The following is a 20,858-nucleotide window of genomic DNA, read 5'->3' as shown; positions in this document are numbered from 1 at the left end:
TTCGGGACTTCACCTTGGGTGGGGTTCCGGGCTTTTTTTTATGGAAAAAAGATGGAATCGTGTCACCGAATGGGCTCCTGCACAATACGATGTACGGTGATGAACAGCTGAAACGAAGGAGGAAACAGACTATGGCTGTTATTAAAGCCAACTCAGAGGACGTCAAGCTGCTGGCTAGGCTGCTGAGGGCGGAGGCTGAAGGTGACGGCGAACAAGGCATGCTGCTTGTAGGTAATGTAGGTGTGAACCGGGTGCTGGTGGATTGTCTGGACTTCAAAGATATTCGTGACATCAACCGCATGGTATTTCAGAACCCCGGAGGCTTCGAGTCAACACAGAAGGGTTACTTCTACCAACGGGCGAGACAATCCGAGATTCGTCTGGCACAACGTGTAATTAATGGAGAACGGTTTTGGCCAGCCAGTAATTCGTTGTGGTTTTTCCGACCTGTGGGCGACTGTCCGGATACGTGGTATAACCAGCAAAATACAGGACGTTTCAAAGCACATTGTTTCTTCAGTCCGACAGGCGACGACTGTCCGGAAGTCTATTAAATTTGGGGAGGAATCACTATGATTAATCAACCGTATCAACCTACGACTCAAACAATGGGTCAGCAAGCGAATTCCGTATTAGGCCAGCAAGCGAATTCTGTGTTGGGTCAACAAGCCAACTCTCAGGTTCAAGGTACATCTTACAAAATTGGTAACGGCATGCCTAGCATGTCACCAACGCCAGGAATGGTATCCCCTAGCTCAACAAGTGTACCGCCACTCGTATCCAGCGGAAGTCCAATGACTCCCTCGGGTGCTGTGGTTACGACAACGGCTCCTCAATTTGAGCAATCGTACATTGAAAATATTCTGCGTCTGAATCTCGGGAAGTACGGCACGTTCTACATGACATATGAAGGCAACAAAGAATGGAATGCTCGCATATTCCAAGGTATTATTGAGGCAGCGGGCCGTGACCATATTATTATCAGCGACCCGAAGACTGGAAGACGGATCATGCTGTTGATGGTCAATTTCGACTATGCTACATTTGATGAGCCATTGTTGTATCAATATCCGGGCGTGGTAGGCAATTACCCACAAGCTCCGAGCAGATTCTAATTGGTGGTTCTTCGTTTCAATTGATTGGATATGTCTAACACATCCTGATTTATTATGCTGTCCCGAATGTGGAGATGATCCGCGGACGGGACGGCTTTTTACATAAGCATTTAAGCGAAATCATTACAAAAATAATTGAGTCAGACGTAACCTTTTGATAAAAAGATGGCACTTATATATGAACAGAACAAGCAACATGCCTATATGAAGGGAGTCCATAGCATTGAAGTCATGGATTGAAGGAGCAATGAAGGGCGAACCCGAAGCTTATGCGCAACTGATGGCGCAATATCGCGGAATGGCTCTTACTGTAGCCCATCACCGGCTGGGGGAACCATTCTGGGCAGAAGATGTTGTGCAGGAGGCCTTTACGGAGGCCTTTGGCAATCTGTCCAAACTGGAGGACCCAGAGGCCTTCCCGGGGTGGTTCAAGGTAATCGTAGAGAGGCAATGTTATCGCTGGCTACGACGCAAGCAGCATACCATGATTCCCGTTCAGGAGTTGGAGCATGTTTTCCAGGAAGAGGATCAGGCGCATAATCCGGAAAAACAAGCGGTGCAAAACGAAATGAATCGTACGCTGCGTGATTCTATTGCAATACTTCCATCATCGATGCGGATAGCTGTTGAACTGTTTTATTTGGAAGGATACTCGCTCAAGGAAATATCGGATTTCCTCGGGGTCAACGTACCTGCATTAAAGAAAAGACTGTTCGATGCCCGATCCAAACTCAAGCGCTCTATGCCTGTGAGAGATCTCGCCTCGATGTTCAATGATTTATATGAAGGAGGAAAAGGATTGTTACACATTATGAATGGGGACCACGCTGCCAATCGTTTAAAAGAGAGTGGAATCGAGGGGGATATCCTCGTATGGAGAGAATTATATACGTTTGGACCGGTAGTCCAAGATATGGGAGACGCAGAAGAGCGGAAGAATCGGGCATCCGTATTGGAACGGCAATTGGGCATTCCACAGACGGAATACTTGCAGATTGAGGAACTTGAACGCAAGTTGCATTCGTTTCAACAATATAAGGAGATTGTCTTATGGTTTGAATACGATCTCTATGACCAGACGATGTTATCTTACCTGTTACATTATTTCAACGGACAAGCGCTCCAGAATACGAAGCTGAACCTGCTCTGTATTGACTCGTATCCAGAGATTGAGCACTTTAGGGGATTGGGTCAGCTTACTTCCTCGCAGATCGAACGGTTGTCCGGGAGTTGGCATCTGATTGAGAAAAAGGAGCTACAAGCAGGTGCACAGTTCTGGGAAGCCTATACGTCAACGGATATACGGAATCATCTGGATTATTTACAGGCAGATACTTCTGCGCTACCCTTCGCAAAAGCTGCCTTTAAGGCGCATTTGTCCCGTGTACCGTCGGTATCCAATGGTCTTGGAGTCATTGAACAGACGACCCTGGAGACCGTTAGAGCGGGAGTAGATCGTCCATATCCTTTGTTTCGCGAGGTAGGGGACAAGCTGCATATTCTTGGGATGGGTGATCTTGAATACTGGGCACATCTGAGGCGGATGACAGAAGGCCCTCATGCTCTGCTTCATATGATTGGAGCAACAACTTTCCCTAATTTCAAGCAACATGATGAAACATTCCGTGAAGGAGTCCTGTCGCTAACGGAACTCGGAATTCAGGTTTTGAATGGAGAAGTCGATTGGGCACTGCTGAAACAGGATGAATTCTGGATCGGTGGATTGCATAATGCAAGTGGGAAACAGCCCAGCTGGCGCTGGAATCCTGCCTCTGAGACTGTAGTGGAGATTGAGTCTACATCGTAATTAGTGGATAGAATCTGGGGAAAGAACAGTATTGTAAAAGAGAGTATCCAGCCATGCGGAAGCATGAGCGAGGGTGCTCTCTTTGGTTTGGTTAGATGATTGTATGTGAAATGTTAAAAAAAACAGCGTAATCATTACTTTTGTTAAAGAAAAAAGGCGATTGTGCCATTTCGTTGTCATAGGACACGGATTGACTGTGTAGTGTAGAATTATATAATAAAAGAAGCATATCTTTGTTATTCGACAGAACAAGGTGGAGGTGGAAGCATTGGGAAGTTGAAATTGCATATGAACGGCAGAATGGCTAATATCCTACATTTTCGAAGGAGGTGGACCTATTTGCCGAAGAATGACGGCGAATAGGATGAAAATTTGAGTGACCCCTTACCGAGTATTTTAAATTTAGTATTAATTGGTTTACTTGTATTGATGAATGGTTTCTTTGTGTCGGCGGAATTCGCGATGGTGAAAGTTCGTGGAAGCCGGATTGAGACTTTGGTGGAAACAGGCAACAAAAATGCAATATATGCTTCCAATATCATACGTAATATGGATGCATATCTATCAGCTTGCCAATTAGGTATAACGCTCGCTTCACTGGGACTTGGATGGTTGGGAGAACCCGCAATTGCACACTTGTTAGAGCCCATGTTTACCGCATTTGGACTAGGACCCGTCTACGTTCATGGAATCTCTATTGCCATTGCATTTGTAATTATTACAATCCTGCATATTGTACTGGGGGAACTAGCTCCCAAGACGATGGCGATTCGAAAGTCTGAAACGATCACGCTGTGGTCTGCAGCCTTGCTAACGTTCTTCTACAAGTTAATGTATCCATTCATATGGGCACTGAACGGTATGGCTAATGGCTTGTTGAGACTTTTCCGAATGGCACCCGCTTCCGAGATGGACGACGCGCATAGTGAAGATGAATTACGTATTCTCATGAAAGAAAGCAATAAGAGCGGTTTAATTGATAATACTGAATTAGCACTTGTTGATAATATATTTGATTTTACGGATACAACCGCCCGTGAAATTATGATTCCGCGGACGGAAATGATCTGTCTGAATGCCAATCAGTCCATGCTGGAAAATCTGGAGATTGCCAGTGAGAGTATGCGAACAAGGTATCCGGTATATAACGGAGACAAGGATCATATTATCGGCTTTATTCACATTAAGGATCTGATGCGATCCCAACTTACGGATACCATCTCCGTGATCCGGCCTATCCTGGCTGTGCCAGATACCACCCTGATCAGTGATCTGCTTAAGCGTATGCAGCGTAGCAAAACGCAGATTGCGATTCTGATTGATGAATACGGGGGAACCTCCGGGCTTGTCACACTTGAAGATATCATGGAAGAGATCGTAGGCGAGATTCAGGATGAATTCGACCAGGAGCGTCCTGCCATTGAGCAAGTGGATGAGATGGAATACTCCATTGATGGCATGATGCTGATTGAAGAAGTCAGTGAACGATTCGGACTGGAGATGGACCGTGCCGATTACGATACCATCGGAGGTTGGCTATACTCCAGAGTGGATGCCATTCCACCTGAGGTCGGTCAATCGGTTGAGTATGGAGGTTATGTATTTGTCATTCAAGAGACAGAGCATAAGCGGATTTCCCGAGTGAATGTGATTAAGCTGGAACTGTTGGTTGAAGAAGAAGGCGCTTAGCCAGATCGAAATTCGAACAAATGAAGCTGTATGGTGACGAATGGTCATCGTACGGCTTCTTTGCATGCTCATGATTCCTGGGGTGTGAACAACAATACTTACATTACTGAATACATACGGGATGGAATAATTTAGGTTTCACCATATTTGAAAATGTATAAAAAAACAAAAGACGCTGCCGACATAGAATCGGAGCGTCTAATTTTTTTGAAACCTGTCACCTGATTCGTCCGTTTATACCCTTACACAAAATGAAGTATAGAAGCGGAGGATGGATCAATATGCGGAAGATGAATAATAAGAGTGCAGTATCTATACTAAAAATAACCCTTGTTGCCTTGTTCATGGTGCCAACACTTCTGGTTATTCCTACGTCTGAACCAGCCGTTGCAAGCCCGATTATGAAGGTGTCCTCTGGTGCACTTACAGCTCCACCGCCGCCAGAACCATCCATCCATTCGCTCGCTAACACTCGCGAACGGGGACATATCTATCAAGCGGTCGGTGCAGTCATCCCTGGTGGAGGACTGTCGGCCATCGTGAATACCAAGACTACGACCTATACAGCAATGAAGACACTTTCCGTAGATTATCGGCTTGAGCGTTGGACAGGAACAGCATGGGTGACTTTCAAAGCTGGTTCCAACAATGAAATGAATACAAACTTACTCAATGCCTCATCGGATTGGACCGTTATGCCAGGATATTATTATCGCGTTACCAGTATTCATACAGCGTATGATGGAAGTACTACGGATACAAGCAAACATGTCTCTGGCACCGTGTTGTTTTGATATTATCGGCGGGTACTGCCAGGAAACTTCTGCTCTTGAAAATCGTTGGCAATCGCAGTCATTTCTTCTTCTGAAAGGGTGCCAAACAGACTCATATTGTTCGAGCCCATCATCCACTGAAAGGAGTTATAGGGTGGGCCGATATACATTAGTGCTTCCGTACCGTCTGCCAGCTTAACGGTGCTCATATCACGAAGCATGGCCCCTTCAATTTTCTCCCCAGGCATGACATAAACATAATCAAACTGGATAATCTCATCTTCTATGCTCTTGCCTTCACTGGTATATTGAACTCTCATTTGGGTGGACTCATAATAATCGTCTGGATTCACAGGGTTTTCTGTATCAAGCACAAGTTCGAATTTGACCTTATTGAATCGCTCCGGAATGGCCTTGGATAACAGAAAGTCACCCATGAACCCTTCACGTGCAATCTCTTCCGTAACAAGCACTGGACGAAGCACGTGGCGAGATAACTCATACGAAGGTGTATTAAGAGCCTCTTCTTCTTGTACTCTAAGAATATCTTCCAATGATGTTTCCGGTGGTGGAGGCGTTTTGGCGGTTGACGGATCAGCCCCCAGATGGGTCGTGCGATCTTCGATGATAATGGATTTCATGCCGTTGCCCCAATCCTTGATGGATTGCACGAATGGGGATACCGCTTGCGTACCGGATGGCAGGCTGAAAATAACTGCCCCGATGGTCACGGATGCAGCTACGACAACTGAAAGTCGCAAGGTACGTATTCTTTTTTTACGTAAACCGATTCTGTTAATTTCCCGTTGTACCTTCTGCCAGGATTGCTGCATGGATTCGGTATGGGAGGCGGAAGGGGCAGAGACAGCTTGATGGAAAGCCTCATCAAAAGCCATTTCAAACGCAGCGTCGAAATATTCGTCTTCTAGCTCGGAATCGAATTGCTCCACATGCTTATCGGACTTGCCTTTGCTCAATGCTTCCACCCCATTCCTTATGTAATTTCTTCTTGATACTGCCGCGGGCTCTGAACAAGCGTTGCTTCACAATCTCTTCGGAGGTATCCAGCAGTTCGGCCATCTCTCGGTAGGAGAGACCTTTTTTCCATCGTAACTCCACCAGTACACGGTATTCCGGTTTGAGCTGTCCGAGATAATATTCAATGGACTCTTCCATCATCTGCGTTTCTACCATACTTTCCACGGAAGCTGCTGTCTGATTCATCGTCTCCATATCTATAAAAACACTATCCGTATCCAATTGGTTACGGTTATTTTTATTTTTTCTCAGATAATTAATAGCGGTGTTCCGTGTGACGACCTTGAGCCAGGCTTTCAGTTTGACCTCGTCTTCGAAAATGGGTTTGTTTTTAATAATTTTAATAAAAGCTTCCTGAATAATATCTTCTGCTGCAGCACGCTCCTTGATAATATAAACGATAAGACCATGTACCATATTATAATATTCATAATACACTTCTTCCTGAAGTGCAGATCCTAAATTATGGAAATCTGAGGCAAGTAGTAACTGGAGCCGATTGGCCATGATGTTCTCCTTTCTGGTGAACAATCCACAAACATTGGTATCATTACATTTTACAACATAATATGGAAACGATACAATGGGAGGTTGGTCCGAGAAAAACCAGAAGAAGAGAGCATGTGCAGCCTCCGGACAGTTTGCTGAAAATTAATAAAAAGGCTGTCTTGCAACCATGAATACATGGTTGCAAGACAGCCTTATGACCGAAAAGTGAGAATGTTTCTTTAGAGCACTTTTCCGTAATCAGTTAAAATGCCCAATCTCCTTTAAGGAAGATGGGCTCACGTTCACCGTTTGCCGTAATACCGTAGATATCCGTCTCGGGCGAGCCCATCATGAAGTCCACATGAGTAATGCTGGAATTCATGCCACGGGCTGCAAGCTCTTCAGGAGACATCGTTTTGCCACCTTCGATATTGAATGCATAGGAACTGCCAATCGCAAGGTGGCAGGACGCATTCTCATCATACAAAGTCGTGTAATACAGGATGCCACTCTCAGAGATCGGTGAATGAAAGGGAACCAAAGCGACTTCGCCGAGGTAATGTGATCCTTCATCCATCGAAATGAGTCTTTCCAGTGTGTCCTGACCTTCTTCAGCATGAAAATCAACGATGCGTCCGTTCTCGAATGTGAGTGAAAAACGATCAATGATACTGCCACCGTAGCTGAGTGGTTTGGTGCTGGACACCTTACCATTAACGCCATGTTTGGATGGAGCGGTGAATACTTCCTCTGTCGGGATATTGGCAACAAAAGGGATGCCTTGCTCATTTACGCTACCCGCCTGCGCCCAAATATGGCCTTCTGGAAGCTCGACTGTAAGATCCGTCCCGGGGGAGAGGAAATGAAGTGCTTGATACTTTTTGTTATTGAGTGCCACAGCCTTGGTTTCCAGTCGTTCAATATGCTCTTCCCAGGCCGCTACAGGGTCCTCCAGGTCGGCTCTCACCGCAGCAAAAATGGCTTCCCACAGCTGGTTAACCTGCTCCGTTGCCGGGAGATCCGGGAATACTTTGGCTGCCCAAGCGGGAGAAGGACAAGCCACACCCGTCCAGCTCATTTTATCCGCTTGTTGATACTGTCGGTACTTGGCCATCGCCTGACCAAATGTACGCTGATGGGCCGAGATCCGCGCAGGATCAATACCTTTCATCAGATCCGGGCTGGATGACAATACGGTCAGGAAGGCTGCATTATTGGCCGCCAGTTCTTCAAGCTCCGCTGCATGCCACTTCGGCGGCTCTTGGAAGGATTCCTCTGGGGCCATCTCAAACCGCAATCGATTCACCGTTTCATCTCCGTATTTTACAATAACCTGCTTGGCACCGGCCTCGTATCCCTTACGCACAAGCAAGCGTACGAATTCAGCGGTATCAATCATTGCACTAATGACAAATACTTGTCCTGGCTGCACGTTTGCGCCCACTCTTACAGCCAGTTCAGCGTAACGATCCAGTTTTTGTTCAAAACTTAACATATGCATTCCCTCCAGTTATTGAATTTTTCGACCTGTTGACGCAGGAAAAGAGAGGAGTAATCTCCTCTCTCCACATCAAACGGGATTAAAATGCCCAGTTTCCTTGCAGGAAGATCGGCTCTTCCGCACCTTCGGAGGTTACACCGTGGATGTTCATTTCTCCAGATCCAATCATGAAGTCCACATGAGTGAGACTGGAGTTCATGCCACGTTCAATCAACTCTTCTTTGGACATCGTTTTACCACCTTCCAGACAGAAGGCATAGGCATTACCGATTGCCAAATGGTTGGACGCATTCTCATCAAACAAAGTATTGTAGAACAAAATATTCGTATCCGAAATCGGTGACTGATGAGGAACAAGAGCAACTTCACCCAGATAGTGTGCGCCTTCATCCATCTCGATCAGGTTTTTCAGTGCATCCAGTCCCTGCTCAGCGGTATAATCTACAATTCGACCATTCTCAAATGTCAGGGAGAATCCGTCAATCAGATTACCGCCGTAGCTCAGTGGTTTCGTGCTGCGAACGGTACCGTTAACACCGGTTTTCAGGGGAGCTGTGAATACTTCTTCGGTAGGCATATTGGCAATAAAGACATGTCCTTGCTCATTCACACTTCCACCGGATACCCAGATATGACCTTCTGGAAGTTCAATGGTCAAGTCTGTGCCTGGCGCTGTATAGTGAAGCTTCTTGTATTTTTTGTTGTTCAGCAGGTCAGCGCGGGAATCGAGATTTTGCAAATGGGTTTTCCATTCGGCAACAGCATCCTGTTCACCGATCCGTACGGTTTTGAAAATAACATCCCACAAGCGGTCCACTTGCTGTGCTTCCGGCAGGTCCGGGAATACTTTAGCTGCCCATTCCGGAGAAGGAACGGCTACAATAGACCAGCTGAATTTGTCAGCCATCTGATACGAACGATATTTTTCGAGCGCTTTACCGCGCACTTTTTGACTCGTAATAATGCGTTCCTGAGCTACACCGTTCAGCAGATCCGGGTTCTCAGCAATGACGTGCAGTACAGCTGCTCCTTCTTCAACGAGTTCAGTCATTTCAGCTGCAAACCATTTCGGTTCAATGGAGAAGGCTTCATCAGGTGCAAGATCGTAATGTAGACGTGTAACCGTTTCGTCGCTCCAGTTTACTTTAACCAATTTGGCACCTTTACCGTAAGCTGCTTTGACAATCAGTCGTACAAAATGTGCTGCCGAGATTGGTGCGTTAACCACAAGTGTCTGTCCAGGATGGATATTGACACCGACTTGTACAGCCAGTTCAGCATACTGCTGCAGATTCGTTTCGAAATTATTCATGCTATTTTTTCCTCCAATGTGATAATAATATCGTAGCTTGTTGGCGATTATAGATGTTGGTCAAACACGTATTATAGTCCTCATTACAACTATGTAAGGACTCAAATGGTTCCTTCATTGAATAAGGTATACGTTGCTACGTTATATATTGTACAATTAACCAATAATAATTACCAAACTAGGTTTACCAGAAATGTTGGAGACCGGCTGTAGATGAAAGATTAAAGGAGAGAATGATTGTGAATATTGAAATTATAAGTGCTGAAATGCGCCGTGAAGATGAAAAAAGTTTCGTAGGGAATACCGTTTTCCGTACAGAAGGCGAAAAGTCAGTATATGAGATTACCTTCATGAGCAAGAACGGAAAAGATTGGGACTACAGTTTGCATTTCACGGAGCAATCCGGTGATGAAGAAGAGCTATTGCGTATGGACGAGTTACTGGAGAATGATGATGATCTGTACAATCAATTGCTCGATGCTGCTTTGGAGGCATATCCGGCTTAACTGGCCGAGATGTTCTTGTTCTATTGTGTCGTGTCGATGACTATACTAGACGGTGTATGCCCGAAACAGGGTGTATACCGTCTATTTTATTGGAAATGTTGAATAGATGATCCATAAAAGGGAAGTCTACGAGATGAATGGAACCAGAGAAATAATCCGCCAAATGGGAGGTAACCGTGAATGGCATCTGACAATCTGATTACAGAAGGGTTGACGGGACTTGAAGAAGTCGCGCCCGATATTCTCAGTTTACGTACACTATTCGTTAATGTCGTGTTCATCGGAGAGCCAGGAAGCAGGAACTGGGTCCTCGTGGACACCGGAATGGCGAGGTTCACAGATCATATTGTTCAGATTGCAACAGAACGATTTCAAGGTCCGCCGTCAGCGATCATTTTGACACACGGTCACTTCGACCATGTAGGAACCGTTATTGAGCTGGAACAATTCTGGGGTGTGCCCGTGTATGCTCATCCGCTTGAAATTCCGTATTTAACGGGATTGAAAGATTACCCGCCAGCGGACCCTTCTGTAGGTGGAGGTTTAATGTCCAGGTTGTCATTCGCGTATCCCAATGAGGCAATCAATCTGGATGATCGGATATTCAGTTTACCCAAAGATCACACTGTTCCAGGCTTAGCAGGATGGGAGTGGGTGCACACGCCAGGTCATACACCTGGACATGTGTCACTGTTTCGTGAATCGGACCGTCTGTTAATTGCGGGAGACGCAATCATTACAGTGAAGCAGGAATCGCTGTGGAGTGTGTTGCTTCAGGACAAACAGTTGCATGGCCCGCCTTCCTATTTTACAACCGATTGGCAGGCTGCTCATCAATCGGTCCAGCATATAAGGCATCTGGAGCCGAAACTTGCGATTACCGGGCATGGGCATGCCTTGAGCGGAGATATGCTGAGAGAATCCCTGAAGAGGCTTGATATGGACTTTGAAGAAAGCACTGTGCCGGATCACGGCAAATATGTGGATTAATTCAACGAACATATGAAAGTATGCAGAGACAGCCGCAGGGGATTGCAGCTGTCTTTTTCCTGTCTTTTTTGTTTTTCTATCATGAATTTGTTCTCTTTCATAGATTGGTATTTTGTGCTCGGGCATGATATAGTCGAGCCGTATAATATAACCTTAGTATGCAGGAGGTACATATAACGATGACACAACAAAATGCAGCATTTGAAGAACAATTTGGAGGGATACCGGCCATTTGGCTTCGTTTTAATCAGTTTGAAGCGGCTGTTATTCCAAGCGTGGGTGCCAACCTCGTTGCTTTCCGTGATACAGAAAAGGGTTTCCGTTACTTAAGAGAGCCGAATCAGGATCAGATGGATGAGTTTATGGCTGCACCAGCGGTCTATGGAATTCCGATTCTATCTCCGCCGAATCGTTATGAGGATGGACGTTTCCCTTGGAATGGTCAAGTCTATCAGTTGCCTGTGAACGAACCGGCTACAGGTAACCATTTACATGGATTTTTGCATGATGCGGAGTGGAAGGTCGAAGGATATGGTTCTGATCAGCTGGAGAGCTATGTGTTGCTTAGCCAAGATGTGAAAGAAGGACATACATTCTATCAGTACCTGCCGTTTACGTTCACCGTGACGCTTCGTTACTCTTTGAGCAGCCAAGGGCTTCAGCAACAATTAATTGTTCGTAATAACGGGCAAGAATACATGCCTAATCTGTTTGCATTCCACACGGCAATTGCTGTTCCTTTTGCACCGGATAGTCAATCCTCGGATTACACGGCCAAAGTTACGATTGGACAACGACGTGAATTGAATGAGCGTTCTCTGCCAACAGGACAATTTCAACCGCTTACACCTGAGGAAGAACAATTGAAGAAAGACGGAGTTAGTCCGTTCTTTGCTGCCATGGATAATCATTACACTGCAGAACCGCAGAATGGTCGTAACTATATGGAGCTCACGGACCACCGTACTGGAGACAAACTGGTCTATGATGTAGGTACTTCCTACAAGCACTGGATGATCTGGAATAATAACATGGGTGGCGAATTCTTCTGTCCTGAACCACAGATGAACCTGGTTAACGCTCCTAATGTTGAAGGCATCCCGGCAGAAGAAATCGGATTGGTCGGTCTGGAACCAGGTGAACTATTCGAACAGAGCAGCCGATTGTATCCAATTGCGGCACAAAAATAATTGATATTCGTTTTGCGCTACGCTTACAATTTTGTCGAAAAGGTGAAAACCTGCTCGTAAATCATGTATAATATGACGAGATACACACGCTTTGTAGAGACCCAAACCATCTTTTTGGAGGAGGACAAGCAAGTGGAATACCGCATTGAGAGAGATACGTTAGGCGAAATGAAAGTACCAGCCGACAGGCTGTGGGGAGCTCAGACGCAGCGCAGCAAGGAGAATTTCCCGATTGGCAGCGAACATATGCCGATGGAAGTTATCCGTGCCCTTGCCATTTTGAAAAAAAGTGCTGCGGCCAGTAACCATAAATTAGGTAAATTATCTGCCGCTAAGTCCGATGCCATCGCTTATGCAGCAGACGAGATTATTGCAGGTCGTATCGATGACCATTTCCCACTGGTCGTGTGGCAGACTGGTAGCGGAACGCAATCCAATATGAACGTGAACGAAGTGATTGCCAATCTGGGGAACCAACTGCTGGAGCAAAAGGGAAAAGAAGAGCGTCTGCATCCAAACGATGACGTGAACATGTCCCAGAGCTCCAACGATACATTCCCAACGGCTCTGCATGTCGCAGGTGTTCTGGCTGTTGAGGATCAACTCTTGCCGGCCATTGCGGTATTAAAAGCGACTTTTGCAGACAAGTCGGAGGCATTCAAGGATATTATCAAGATTGGACGTACTCACCTTCAGGACGCAACACCAATTACGCTTGGCCAGGAGATCAGTGGTTGGGAAGCCATGCTGGGCAAGAGTGAGCGTATGATCCGTGAAAGTGTACAGTACCTGAAGGAGCTTGCGATCGGTGGTACAGCTGTCGGAACGGGCATCAATGCTCATCCGGACTTTGGGGACTTCACTGCCAAGGAGATTGGTAAACATACGGGGAAAGATTTTGTATCTGCACCAAACAAATTCCACGCCCTTACAAGTCATGATGAAGTTGTATATGCGCACGGTGCCGTTAAAGCGCTTGCAGCTGATTTGATGAAAATTGCCAATGATGTTCGCTGGTTGGCCAGTGGCCCCCGCAGTGGATTGGGCGAGATCCGTATTCCTGAGAATGAGCCAGGCAGTTCCATTATGCCGGGTAAAGTCAACCCAACTCAAAGCGAGGCCATCACTATGGTGGTTACGCAGGTCATGGGTAATGATGCAGCGATTGGTTTCGCGGCAAGTCAGGGTAATTTTGAACTGAATGTATTCAAACCGGTTATCATCTATAACTTCTTGCAATCCGTGCAACTGCTGGCGGACTCCATTATTGCGTTTAATGACAAGTGTGCCGTAGGCATTGAGCCTAACCTGGATCAGATTGAACATAATCTGAACAATTCGCTCATGCTGGTTACAGCCCTCAACCCGCATATTGGATATGAGAATGCAGCCAAAATTGCGAAGCTTGCGCATAAAGAAGGCTTGTCTTTGAAACAGGCGACGTTACAAACAGGCCTGCTTACCGAAGAGCAATTTGATCAATATGTCGATCCAGCCAAAATGATCGCTCCAAAGGCCTAAAATCAGACCAAATGAACAATATAGATCAATGAAGAGGGCGACCTGCACAAGCAGGTCGTTTTTCTTATGCTTACCGATGAACTTAAAGCTTGTCAGACTATACGTATCCATATAAACTACATATGCACCAGTTTTCATTTAATAGAATGGGATTCGTATATATTTGGAGGTTTCCGCGTTGTCAAAAACGAGAAGATTTACGATACGCTCCAAAATTTTATTGGGCTATCTTGTGGTTGTGCTTTTGTTTGGAGCTGTTCTGCTAGTGCTTACGGCCCAAATTAATGTACTACAGAAGGAAAATGATTTTATCTCTCATCATGATCTGGAAGTACATAATCTGACCAACGCGATTGAAAAAAATGTCTTGAACATGGAGACAGGACAGCGTGGATTCATGATTACAGGCAATGAGAGTTACTTGGAACCTTATTCTCAAGGTCTATCCCAGTGGAGTTCCAACTATGATCAGTTGAATGCTCTCATTAGTGACAATCCTTCGCAGCAGCAGAGTCTGCAAAGCATCAAAACTCATATTACGCGCTGGATTGAGATTGCTGGGGAGCCGTTGGTAAAGTTGAAAAAGCAAGAGGATCAAGCCAAAGTTGTTGCATTCTTTCAAACTGATCCGGGTAAAACTGAAATGGATCTACTACGCTCCCAACTTACTACCTTCCGTAACACAGAGATCGCATTGACTGAGGCAAGGGTAACCGATCTAGCCACACGGAGCTCCACATTGTTGACGATTATGTATACGCTGTGGGGGATTATCGCGGCGTTATCAATTGCAGCGGCTCTTGTGATATCCGGAAATATCGTCAAAACGTTGCGAGATGTTATGCAAACCATCAGTGATATCTCCAAAGGTGGGAACCTGAAGCAGCGAATTCAGGTGCGGACACATGATGAAGTGGGGGATCTGGGCCACGAAACCAACAAATTACTGGATGAAGTACAGGAACAGAATCGGGTCAAGGACCAGATTACAGGCATTGCGACACTCTTGCAGAATCCGACCAATCTGGAGGGATTGTCCCGCTTGTTCCTGAGCGAGCTTGGCATGTTGTTTGAAGTTCCCTACAGCGTCTTGTATTACTGGAAAGACAATCGACTGCTGCGTGTGGCTGCATATGCTGCGGATGGTGAGAAAGAACGTTCGCTCGGTAAAGTGTCGCTTGCCCCCGGTGAGGGGCTGGTAGGTCAAAGTGCCGTGGAGAAGCGAGTCTTGCGCATGAATGATCTGCCCCAGAACTATATTCGAATCTCTTCGGGTCTCGGATATACATCTGCCACCTCTCTTACCGTAGTACCGGTCCTCTTCGAAGGCAGAACGATTGCGGTCATCGAGCTTGCTTCAATGAAGCCATTGCAAGAGAATAATATGAAGCTGATGCAAGAACTGACGGACATTTTTGGTGTTTCTTTACACTCGACCGTCACTCGCATGGAATTACAGCAATTATATGATGAGTCACAAGTTCTGAATGAAGAGTTACAGGCACAATCGGAGAAACTTCAGTCTCAGACCGAAGAAATGCTGTCTCAGACAGAGGAACTGCAAATGCAGACCGAAGAGCTTCATATGCTTAATGAACGTCTGGAAATACAGAAGAGCGCTGCTGAGACATCAGCCAATGAACTTGCAGTTGTGGCAGATCAGTTACGAACAAGTTCGGGGTACAAATCCGAATTCCTGGCGAACATGTCCCATGAATTAAGGACACCGCTTAACAGCATGTTGATCCTGTCCGAAATATTGTCTGAGAATAAAAACCAACACTTGAATAGTGAAGAGCAGAACTATGCTTCGGTCATTCACAAGTCAGGCAAGGACCTGCTAAATCTGATCAATGATATTCTTGATCTATCCAAGGTAGAGGCCGGGCAGATGGAAGTGGATTTTGATGATGTCTATCTGAGCAGCCTGCCTGAAGTCATGAATCAGTATTTCCTGAAAACAGCGGAGCAGAAAAAAATAGATTTCCGAATTCAGCTCCAGAGTCCTTTACCGGAAACCATCGTGACTGACGAGATGAGAATGCATCAGATTCTCCGAAATCTGCTCTCAAACGCATTCAAGTTCACCAGTGAGGGTGAAGTTGCCTTAACCATCTCCAGAATGAGTCTGGCTCATCCTGAAGTGAAAGACCAAGAGACCGAAGTGATTGCTTTCTCCGTCAGTGATACAGGGATTGGCATTGCGGAAAACAAACTTTTGCAGATCTTTGATGCATTCAAACAGGCGGATGGAGCTACGGCACGTAAATATGGCGGGACAGGACTTGGTCTGTCGATCTCTCAATCGCTTGCAACTTTGCTGGGGGGTTCAATCTCGGCAACAAGTCGTGAAGGACATGGCAGTGTGTTCACGTTGTTCCTGCCACTGCGAAGAGATGAACCGGAGACCATGAATGCATCGCGGTTGTTCCTGAATGAGGTGGCAAGCACTACACCTGAGATCAATAAGCTCCCTTCAATGACTTCCGAACCATCTGATGTTTTATTGACCCCTCTGGAAGAATCTTTGCTCAGCGGTCGTCAAGTGCTTGTTGTTGATGATGATATTCGAAATGTATATGCGCTAGCTAACGCTCTTGAGCAGTACGGCATGAATGTCATTTCAGCTCAGAATGGCTACGAATGTCTGGAATTGTTGGAGCGTGGAGGCGTCAAGCCTGATATTATCATGATGGACATTATGATGCCGGAACTGGATGGTTATGAGACGACTCGCCAGATCCGTGAACGGCTTGGCATGACTCAGCTTCCGATTATTGCACTCACAGCCAAGGCCATGAAAGAGGATCGGGAGAAATGTATTGCAGCAGGTGCTTCAGACTATCTCAGCAAACCGCTGAATGTCAAAGATGTGTTATCCCGTATGAAATTATGGATGAATCACGAAACCATGGAAATCTGATCTGAAAACCTATGCCGATTACAGCAAAGTGCGCTGTAATTAGGTCATAGGTTTTATTTTTTTGTCGTGTAAGCTTTATTGAATGAATTGATGTTATAATACTTAACAACAAACAAAGTTAAATGGATGAATATAGATGTAATTAGTAATGTAATCCAGAATTAATTCTGTGGAAACGAAAATAACATGATTTTGTGTTATATATATGGGAGGTAGTGTCCATGCAACTTACGGTTAAAGAGGCTTTACAGGTATACCCGTTGTCCGAGGCCAAACTGGTTGCGGGTGGAGAAGGGACTTCACGGATGATGAAATCCGTTAATGTCATGGACGCTCCTGATATCGCGGATTGGATCAAATCCGGAGAAATGTTGTTCACCACCGCTTTTATTATGAAAGACAGTGAAACAGATGCACTGCGTTTGATGCGGCGCTTGAATGAACGTGGCTGCGCAGGTCTGGGCATCAAGCTGGGACGCTTCTGGCAGTCCATTCCCCAAGGCATTGTCGAGGAAGCGGATCGACTTCGGTTACCATTGCTGGAGCTTCCTTTTCAATTCACCTTCTCGGACCAGATGAATGCCTTGTTCAAGGCTGAGCATGAACGCAGTAATCGATTGCTGCATGAGGTTGTGCAGAAGCAAAAGAAATTAATGCAGTTTGCTCTGCAACAACAGCCACACCGGAATGTGTTTGCCGAACTTGCTACGGTGTTGAACTATCCGCTTGCCGTCATTGGTTCACGTGGGCATGTGCTCTATGGCAGTGAAGGCATTGCAGGGGATGCTGTAACCCAGGGCTGGCCATGGAAATCCGTCATGCACCGAGTGAAATGGAATCAGGGAAGTTGTCATCGCGTACCGATCAAGCAAAATGATGAAGAATACGGATCGTTGCTGGTGTTTACCGATTCAGCCTTATCGCTTCGGGCAGAGGAGGAGCTGTTCCAACAGGCTGCTGATGTACTGGCATTTTATATGGATATGACTTATCGTGAGCATATTAATCCAACCGTTCAAGATGAGATGCGTACACTACTTTCACAGTATCTGGATAACAAAATGACCATTCAGGAATTGACCACCTTGAGTGAAAACAAAGGTGTACATCTGTTCCAGGGAACGTATCAGTGCGTACTGATTACGCTTGAGCCGACTCTCTTCGCCGAGGGAAAGCTGCTTAAACAGATTCATCGTGAATTACAATACAATCCGCTGATGCAATTCACGGCCTCACAGCATTTTCAGATCGAGGATGGCATTCTGTCCATCTACACCTGTCCAACAGGGAGAGACTATGGAGAGGAACTGTCAGGTTTTCTGTTGAACCGGTTCGGTGATGTGCTGGCAGCACAAGAAGCAAAAGGGGCACCGGCTCCACGTTTCTGGATCAGCAAAATGAAACACGAACCCAAATCGCTCCGTGAAGCGTATCAGGAATGTCTGGATACCCGACAACTGGCTCGTCGATTCGGCATGAAAGACCGTGCGTTGCAATTTGAAATGCTCGAATTTGCCTATGTGTTCCAACATGTACCGGATAACATCATGGAAAATTACTGCAATAAAGTACTTGAACCGTTACTTGCCAGAGACGGTGATCCCAATCAGGTATTAATGAATACATTGGAGTCCTTTATTGAGAATGATGGACTGATCAATGAAGCTGCCAAGCAGCTGTTTGTGCATCGCAACACGGTCACCTATCGTATGGAGAAAGTCGGCAGCTTGCTGCAAATGGACTTTAAGAAGACGAATGATCTGCTGAAATTAAAGCTGGTATTCACCTTCCGCAAGTTTGTGCGGGACAAAGCAGCTGCAAGACCGCATAATGTGCAACTCTAACCGCGCATTGTGCAAGATGACAATGCTACTGGGTCTTAGACCCATGAACCGCATTCCCTTGATGGAGTGCGGTTTTTTCATGTTTAAGGACAATAAAAGCTGAACTTCCCGTGCACAGCAAACAAATCGAAACTCTGATGTTATGTTATATTACAAAATTGCGTAAATATTGTTGTCGCGACATTGAACGACACTTAGAATGAAGAACAATAATCCATAACAGACCGGAGGTTCTAACATGAGCGACTTAATTAAACTTGTTAACAACTGGTCTATCACGCAGTTCGTGCATACGTTTGGCGGCTTATTTGAAGAATCACCATGGGTGGCTGAGCGTTCCGGGCTTTTACGACCTTTTGATTCATTTGAACAGATGATGAACGTGATGAAGAACGTGGTTCAGGCATCGGATGACCAGGTGAAGTTGCAATTGCTTCGAAATCACCCGGATCTTGGAGCACGAATCAGCATGAGCAGCAATTCCGTTCAGGAACAAGCTGGTGCAGGCCTTGATTCACTCTCACAAGAGCAATACAACGAACTTCAACAATTAAACAAAGCATATACAAGCCAATTCGGCTTTCCATTCATACTGGCTGTAAAAGGCCATACCGCAAGCTCCATCCTCGAATCCATGAAGCAACGTCATCGCCGAGGAAGGGAAGAGGAATTCGAGACTGCATTGAAGGAAGTATTCAAGATTGCAGGCATACGTTTGGAGCAATGGCTTGTACAGATCGGTCATGAACATGAGTTCGTGAGCAAGCCAGCCGCAGTGCAGCAGCGGACCATGTATTACGGCAAAGGGGATGTGTGGATGTACCGTTCCTACGCCAAACCGTTGACGGGCATACAGTCCATTCCGGAATCTCCTTTTATGGGACGCAGCAATATTCTGTTTGGATTAAACATTAAGGTCGCTGTGCAGGGTGATGAATTCTTGCCTTCTTTTGCAGAAGGGGACAATTCGCTGGTGGTCGCAACCGATTCAATGAGTAATTTTATCCTCAAACATGCAGCGGATTATACAGGGGCAACGGTGGAAGGATTTCTTGCGCTGGTAAGCCGTCGTTTCCTGGAGACGTATCCGCAGATGAGCAAGGTTCAGATGACAGCGGACCAGATTCCTTTTGAAGATATACCCATTGGATTGGAAGGAAGTTATCGACCGAGTACGCTCGTATTTCGTTATTCACAGAATGATCGTGCGACAGCTGCCGTGGAAGCAGAACGAACAGGAGACTCGATCGAATTAAGCAACCATTTCAGTGGTGTAGCCGATCTGAGACTGATCAAGGTCAAAGGCAGTGAATTTGCCGGATTTATGCAGGATGAATATACCACTCTTCCAGAGACATGGGATCGACCGTTATTTATTTTCCTGAACATCAATTGGCGTTATGAAGATCCGAGAGATGGCATGGATGATCAGCGTGGACGGTATGTAGCGGCGGAACAGGTCAGAGATTTGGCTGCTGCGGTGTTTCATGAGTGTCGATCTGCTTCCATTCAACATCTGATCTACCAGATTGGACGAAGGTTGTTAAGTCGATTTGAGCAACTGAGTGAGGTTTCATTTGAATCCAACAATCGGACTTGGGAAACAGTGCTGGAGGAAGTGAAAGAGGGAGAAGGCAAAGTATTTACCGAACCGAGACCACCTTATGGATTCCAGGGTTTCTCGATGACAAGGGATGATCTGGGAACAGGCGGCCGTGACGCCGGGAAAGAAGGTGACGTCTAATGTCGATGTCTGATGGCCGAATTACAACACATGTGCTGGATACCTCCAAAGGTGTCCCTGCTGCGGGTGTTCAGATCGAACTGTATACCCTGAAGAGGGATGGAGAACAAGAAAACAAGACAAAAGTAGCTGAGTCGGTGACCAATGCGGATGGGCGTTTGGATGCACCGCTGCTGGATGGAGGCAAGTTGGAGCCAGCGATATATGAGCTTCAATTCCATGTCGAGAGTTATTACGCACATCGTTCATTGGAGGAGCTGGGGCAGGCATTATGGACGATTGTTCCGATACGGTTTGCCGTATCTGATGCCTCAAGCCATTACCATATTCCATTATTGATTGCTCCAGGAGGTTACAGTACATACCGGGGAAGCTGAACATGCACATATCCGGTTCTGATTCAGGGGGAGGGTCAT

Annotated in this window: 17 protein-coding genes; 13 read left to right on the top strand and 4 right to left on the bottom strand. The window is 46.0% G+C overall.

Features of this window, described 5'->3' with window-relative positions:
- Positions 1-131: 131 nt before the first annotated feature.
- From MKY85_RS16855 to MKY85_RS16835, 5 genes are all read left to right on the top strand, one after another.
- Positions 132-554: a cell wall hydrolase gene (locus MKY85_RS16855; RefSeq protein WP_278294688.1), complete on the top strand. Its 423-nt coding sequence runs from the start codon at positions 132-134 to the stop codon at positions 552-554.
- 159 nt (positions 555-713) lie between these two features.
- Positions 714-1,115, top strand: coding sequence for a spore coat protein GerQ (gene gerQ / locus MKY85_RS16850; RefSeq protein ID WP_339243111.1), 402 nt, complete (start codon positions 714-716; stop codon positions 1,113-1,115).
- A 223-nt stretch (positions 1,116-1,338) separates the two neighbouring features.
- Positions 1,339-2,922, top strand: coding sequence for a sigma-70 family RNA polymerase sigma factor (locus tag MKY85_RS16845; protein ID WP_342570237.1), 1,584 nt, complete (start codon positions 1,339-1,341; stop codon positions 2,920-2,922).
- A 372-nt stretch (positions 2,923-3,294) separates the two neighbouring features.
- Complete coding sequence (locus tag MKY85_RS16840; protein WP_339234336.1) at positions 3,295-4,611, top strand: hemolysin family protein; 1,317 nt, start codon at positions 3,295-3,297, stop codon at positions 4,609-4,611.
- 281 nt (positions 4,612-4,892) lie between these two features.
- The gene (locus tag MKY85_RS16835; RefSeq protein ID WP_339234334.1) at positions 4,893-5,405 is read left to right on the top strand and encodes a hypothetical protein; all 513 of its coding nucleotides are present in this window, start codon (positions 4,893-4,895) and stop codon (positions 5,403-5,405) included.
- 2 nt (positions 5,406-5,407) lie between these two features.
- Here MKY85_RS16835 and MKY85_RS16830 read toward each other — a convergent pair whose 3' ends face one another.
- From MKY85_RS16830 to MKY85_RS16815, 4 genes are all read right to left on the bottom strand, one after another.
- Positions 5,408-6,361, bottom strand: a complete 954-nt coding sequence (locus MKY85_RS16830; protein WP_339255760.1) for a hypothetical protein — start codon at positions 6,359-6,361, stop codon at positions 5,408-5,410.
- Positions 6,339-6,929, bottom strand: a complete 591-nt coding sequence (locus MKY85_RS16825) for a sigma-70 family RNA polymerase sigma factor (protein WP_339234332.1) — start codon at positions 6,927-6,929, stop codon at positions 6,339-6,341. Before MKY85_RS16825 ends, MKY85_RS16830 begins: the two co-directional genes overlap by 23 nt.
- A gap of 244 nt (positions 6,930-7,173) precedes the next feature.
- Complete coding sequence (locus MKY85_RS16820; RefSeq protein WP_342570236.1) at positions 7,174-8,406, bottom strand: aminopeptidase; 1,233 nt, start codon at positions 8,404-8,406, stop codon at positions 7,174-7,176.
- An 85-nt stretch (positions 8,407-8,491) separates the two neighbouring features.
- Positions 8,492-9,724: an aminopeptidase gene (locus MKY85_RS16815; RefSeq protein WP_342570235.1), complete on the bottom strand. Its 1,233-nt coding sequence runs from the start codon at positions 9,722-9,724 to the stop codon at positions 8,492-8,494.
- Between the two features lie 239 nt (positions 9,725-9,963).
- Here MKY85_RS16815 and MKY85_RS16810 point away from each other — a divergent pair, with 239 nt between their 5' ends.
- The 8 genes from MKY85_RS16810 (at position 9,964) to uraH (ending at position 20,819) form a co-directional block, all read left to right on the top strand.
- Positions 9,964-10,230, top strand: a complete 267-nt coding sequence (locus tag MKY85_RS16810) for a hypothetical protein (protein ID WP_339234326.1) — start codon at positions 9,964-9,966, stop codon at positions 10,228-10,230.
- A 180-nt stretch (positions 10,231-10,410) separates the two neighbouring features.
- Positions 10,411-11,220, top strand: coding sequence for an MBL fold metallo-hydrolase (locus MKY85_RS16805; RefSeq protein ID WP_342570234.1), 810 nt, complete (start codon positions 10,411-10,413; stop codon positions 11,218-11,220).
- Positions 11,221-11,399: 179 nt separating this feature from the next.
- Positions 11,400-12,410, top strand: coding sequence for an aldose 1-epimerase (locus tag MKY85_RS16800; RefSeq protein WP_339255748.1), 1,011 nt, complete (start codon positions 11,400-11,402; stop codon positions 12,408-12,410).
- Between the two features lie 132 nt (positions 12,411-12,542).
- The gene (gene fumC / locus MKY85_RS16795) at positions 12,543-13,931 is read left to right on the top strand and encodes a class II fumarate hydratase (protein ID WP_074095411.1); all 1,389 of its coding nucleotides are present in this window, start codon (positions 12,543-12,545) and stop codon (positions 13,929-13,931) included.
- 178 nt (positions 13,932-14,109) lie between these two features.
- Entirely contained in the window at positions 14,110-16,854 is a 2,745-nt protein-coding gene (locus MKY85_RS16790) for a CHASE3 domain-containing protein (protein ID WP_342570233.1), read from the top strand.
- Between the two features lie 221 nt (positions 16,855-17,075).
- Positions 17,076-18,698: a PucR family transcriptional regulator gene (locus MKY85_RS16785; RefSeq protein ID WP_091019529.1), complete on the top strand. Its 1,623-nt coding sequence runs from the start codon at positions 17,076-17,078 to the stop codon at positions 18,696-18,698.
- A 238-nt stretch (positions 18,699-18,936) separates the two neighbouring features.
- Positions 18,937-20,442 (top strand): factor-independent urate hydroxylase, encoded by a 1,506-nt coding sequence (gene pucL, locus MKY85_RS16780; RefSeq protein WP_342570232.1) that lies wholly within the window; start codon positions 18,937-18,939, stop codon positions 20,440-20,442.
- Positions 20,442-20,819: a hydroxyisourate hydrolase gene (uraH, locus tag MKY85_RS16775; RefSeq protein ID WP_342570231.1), complete on the top strand. Its 378-nt coding sequence runs from the start codon at positions 20,442-20,444 to the stop codon at positions 20,817-20,819. Before pucL ends, uraH begins: the two co-directional genes overlap by 1 nt.
- The last annotated feature ends 39 nt before the right edge of the window (positions 20,820-20,858 follow it).

It is taken from the genome of Paenibacillus sp. FSL R5-0749, assembly GCF_038595085.1.
In the GTDB taxonomy this organism is placed as follows: Bacteria; Bacillota; Bacilli; order Paenibacillales; family Paenibacillaceae; genus Paenibacillus.
Note: the sequence above shows the minus strand (reverse complement) of the source record. Positions and strands in the feature narration are given on the sequence as shown.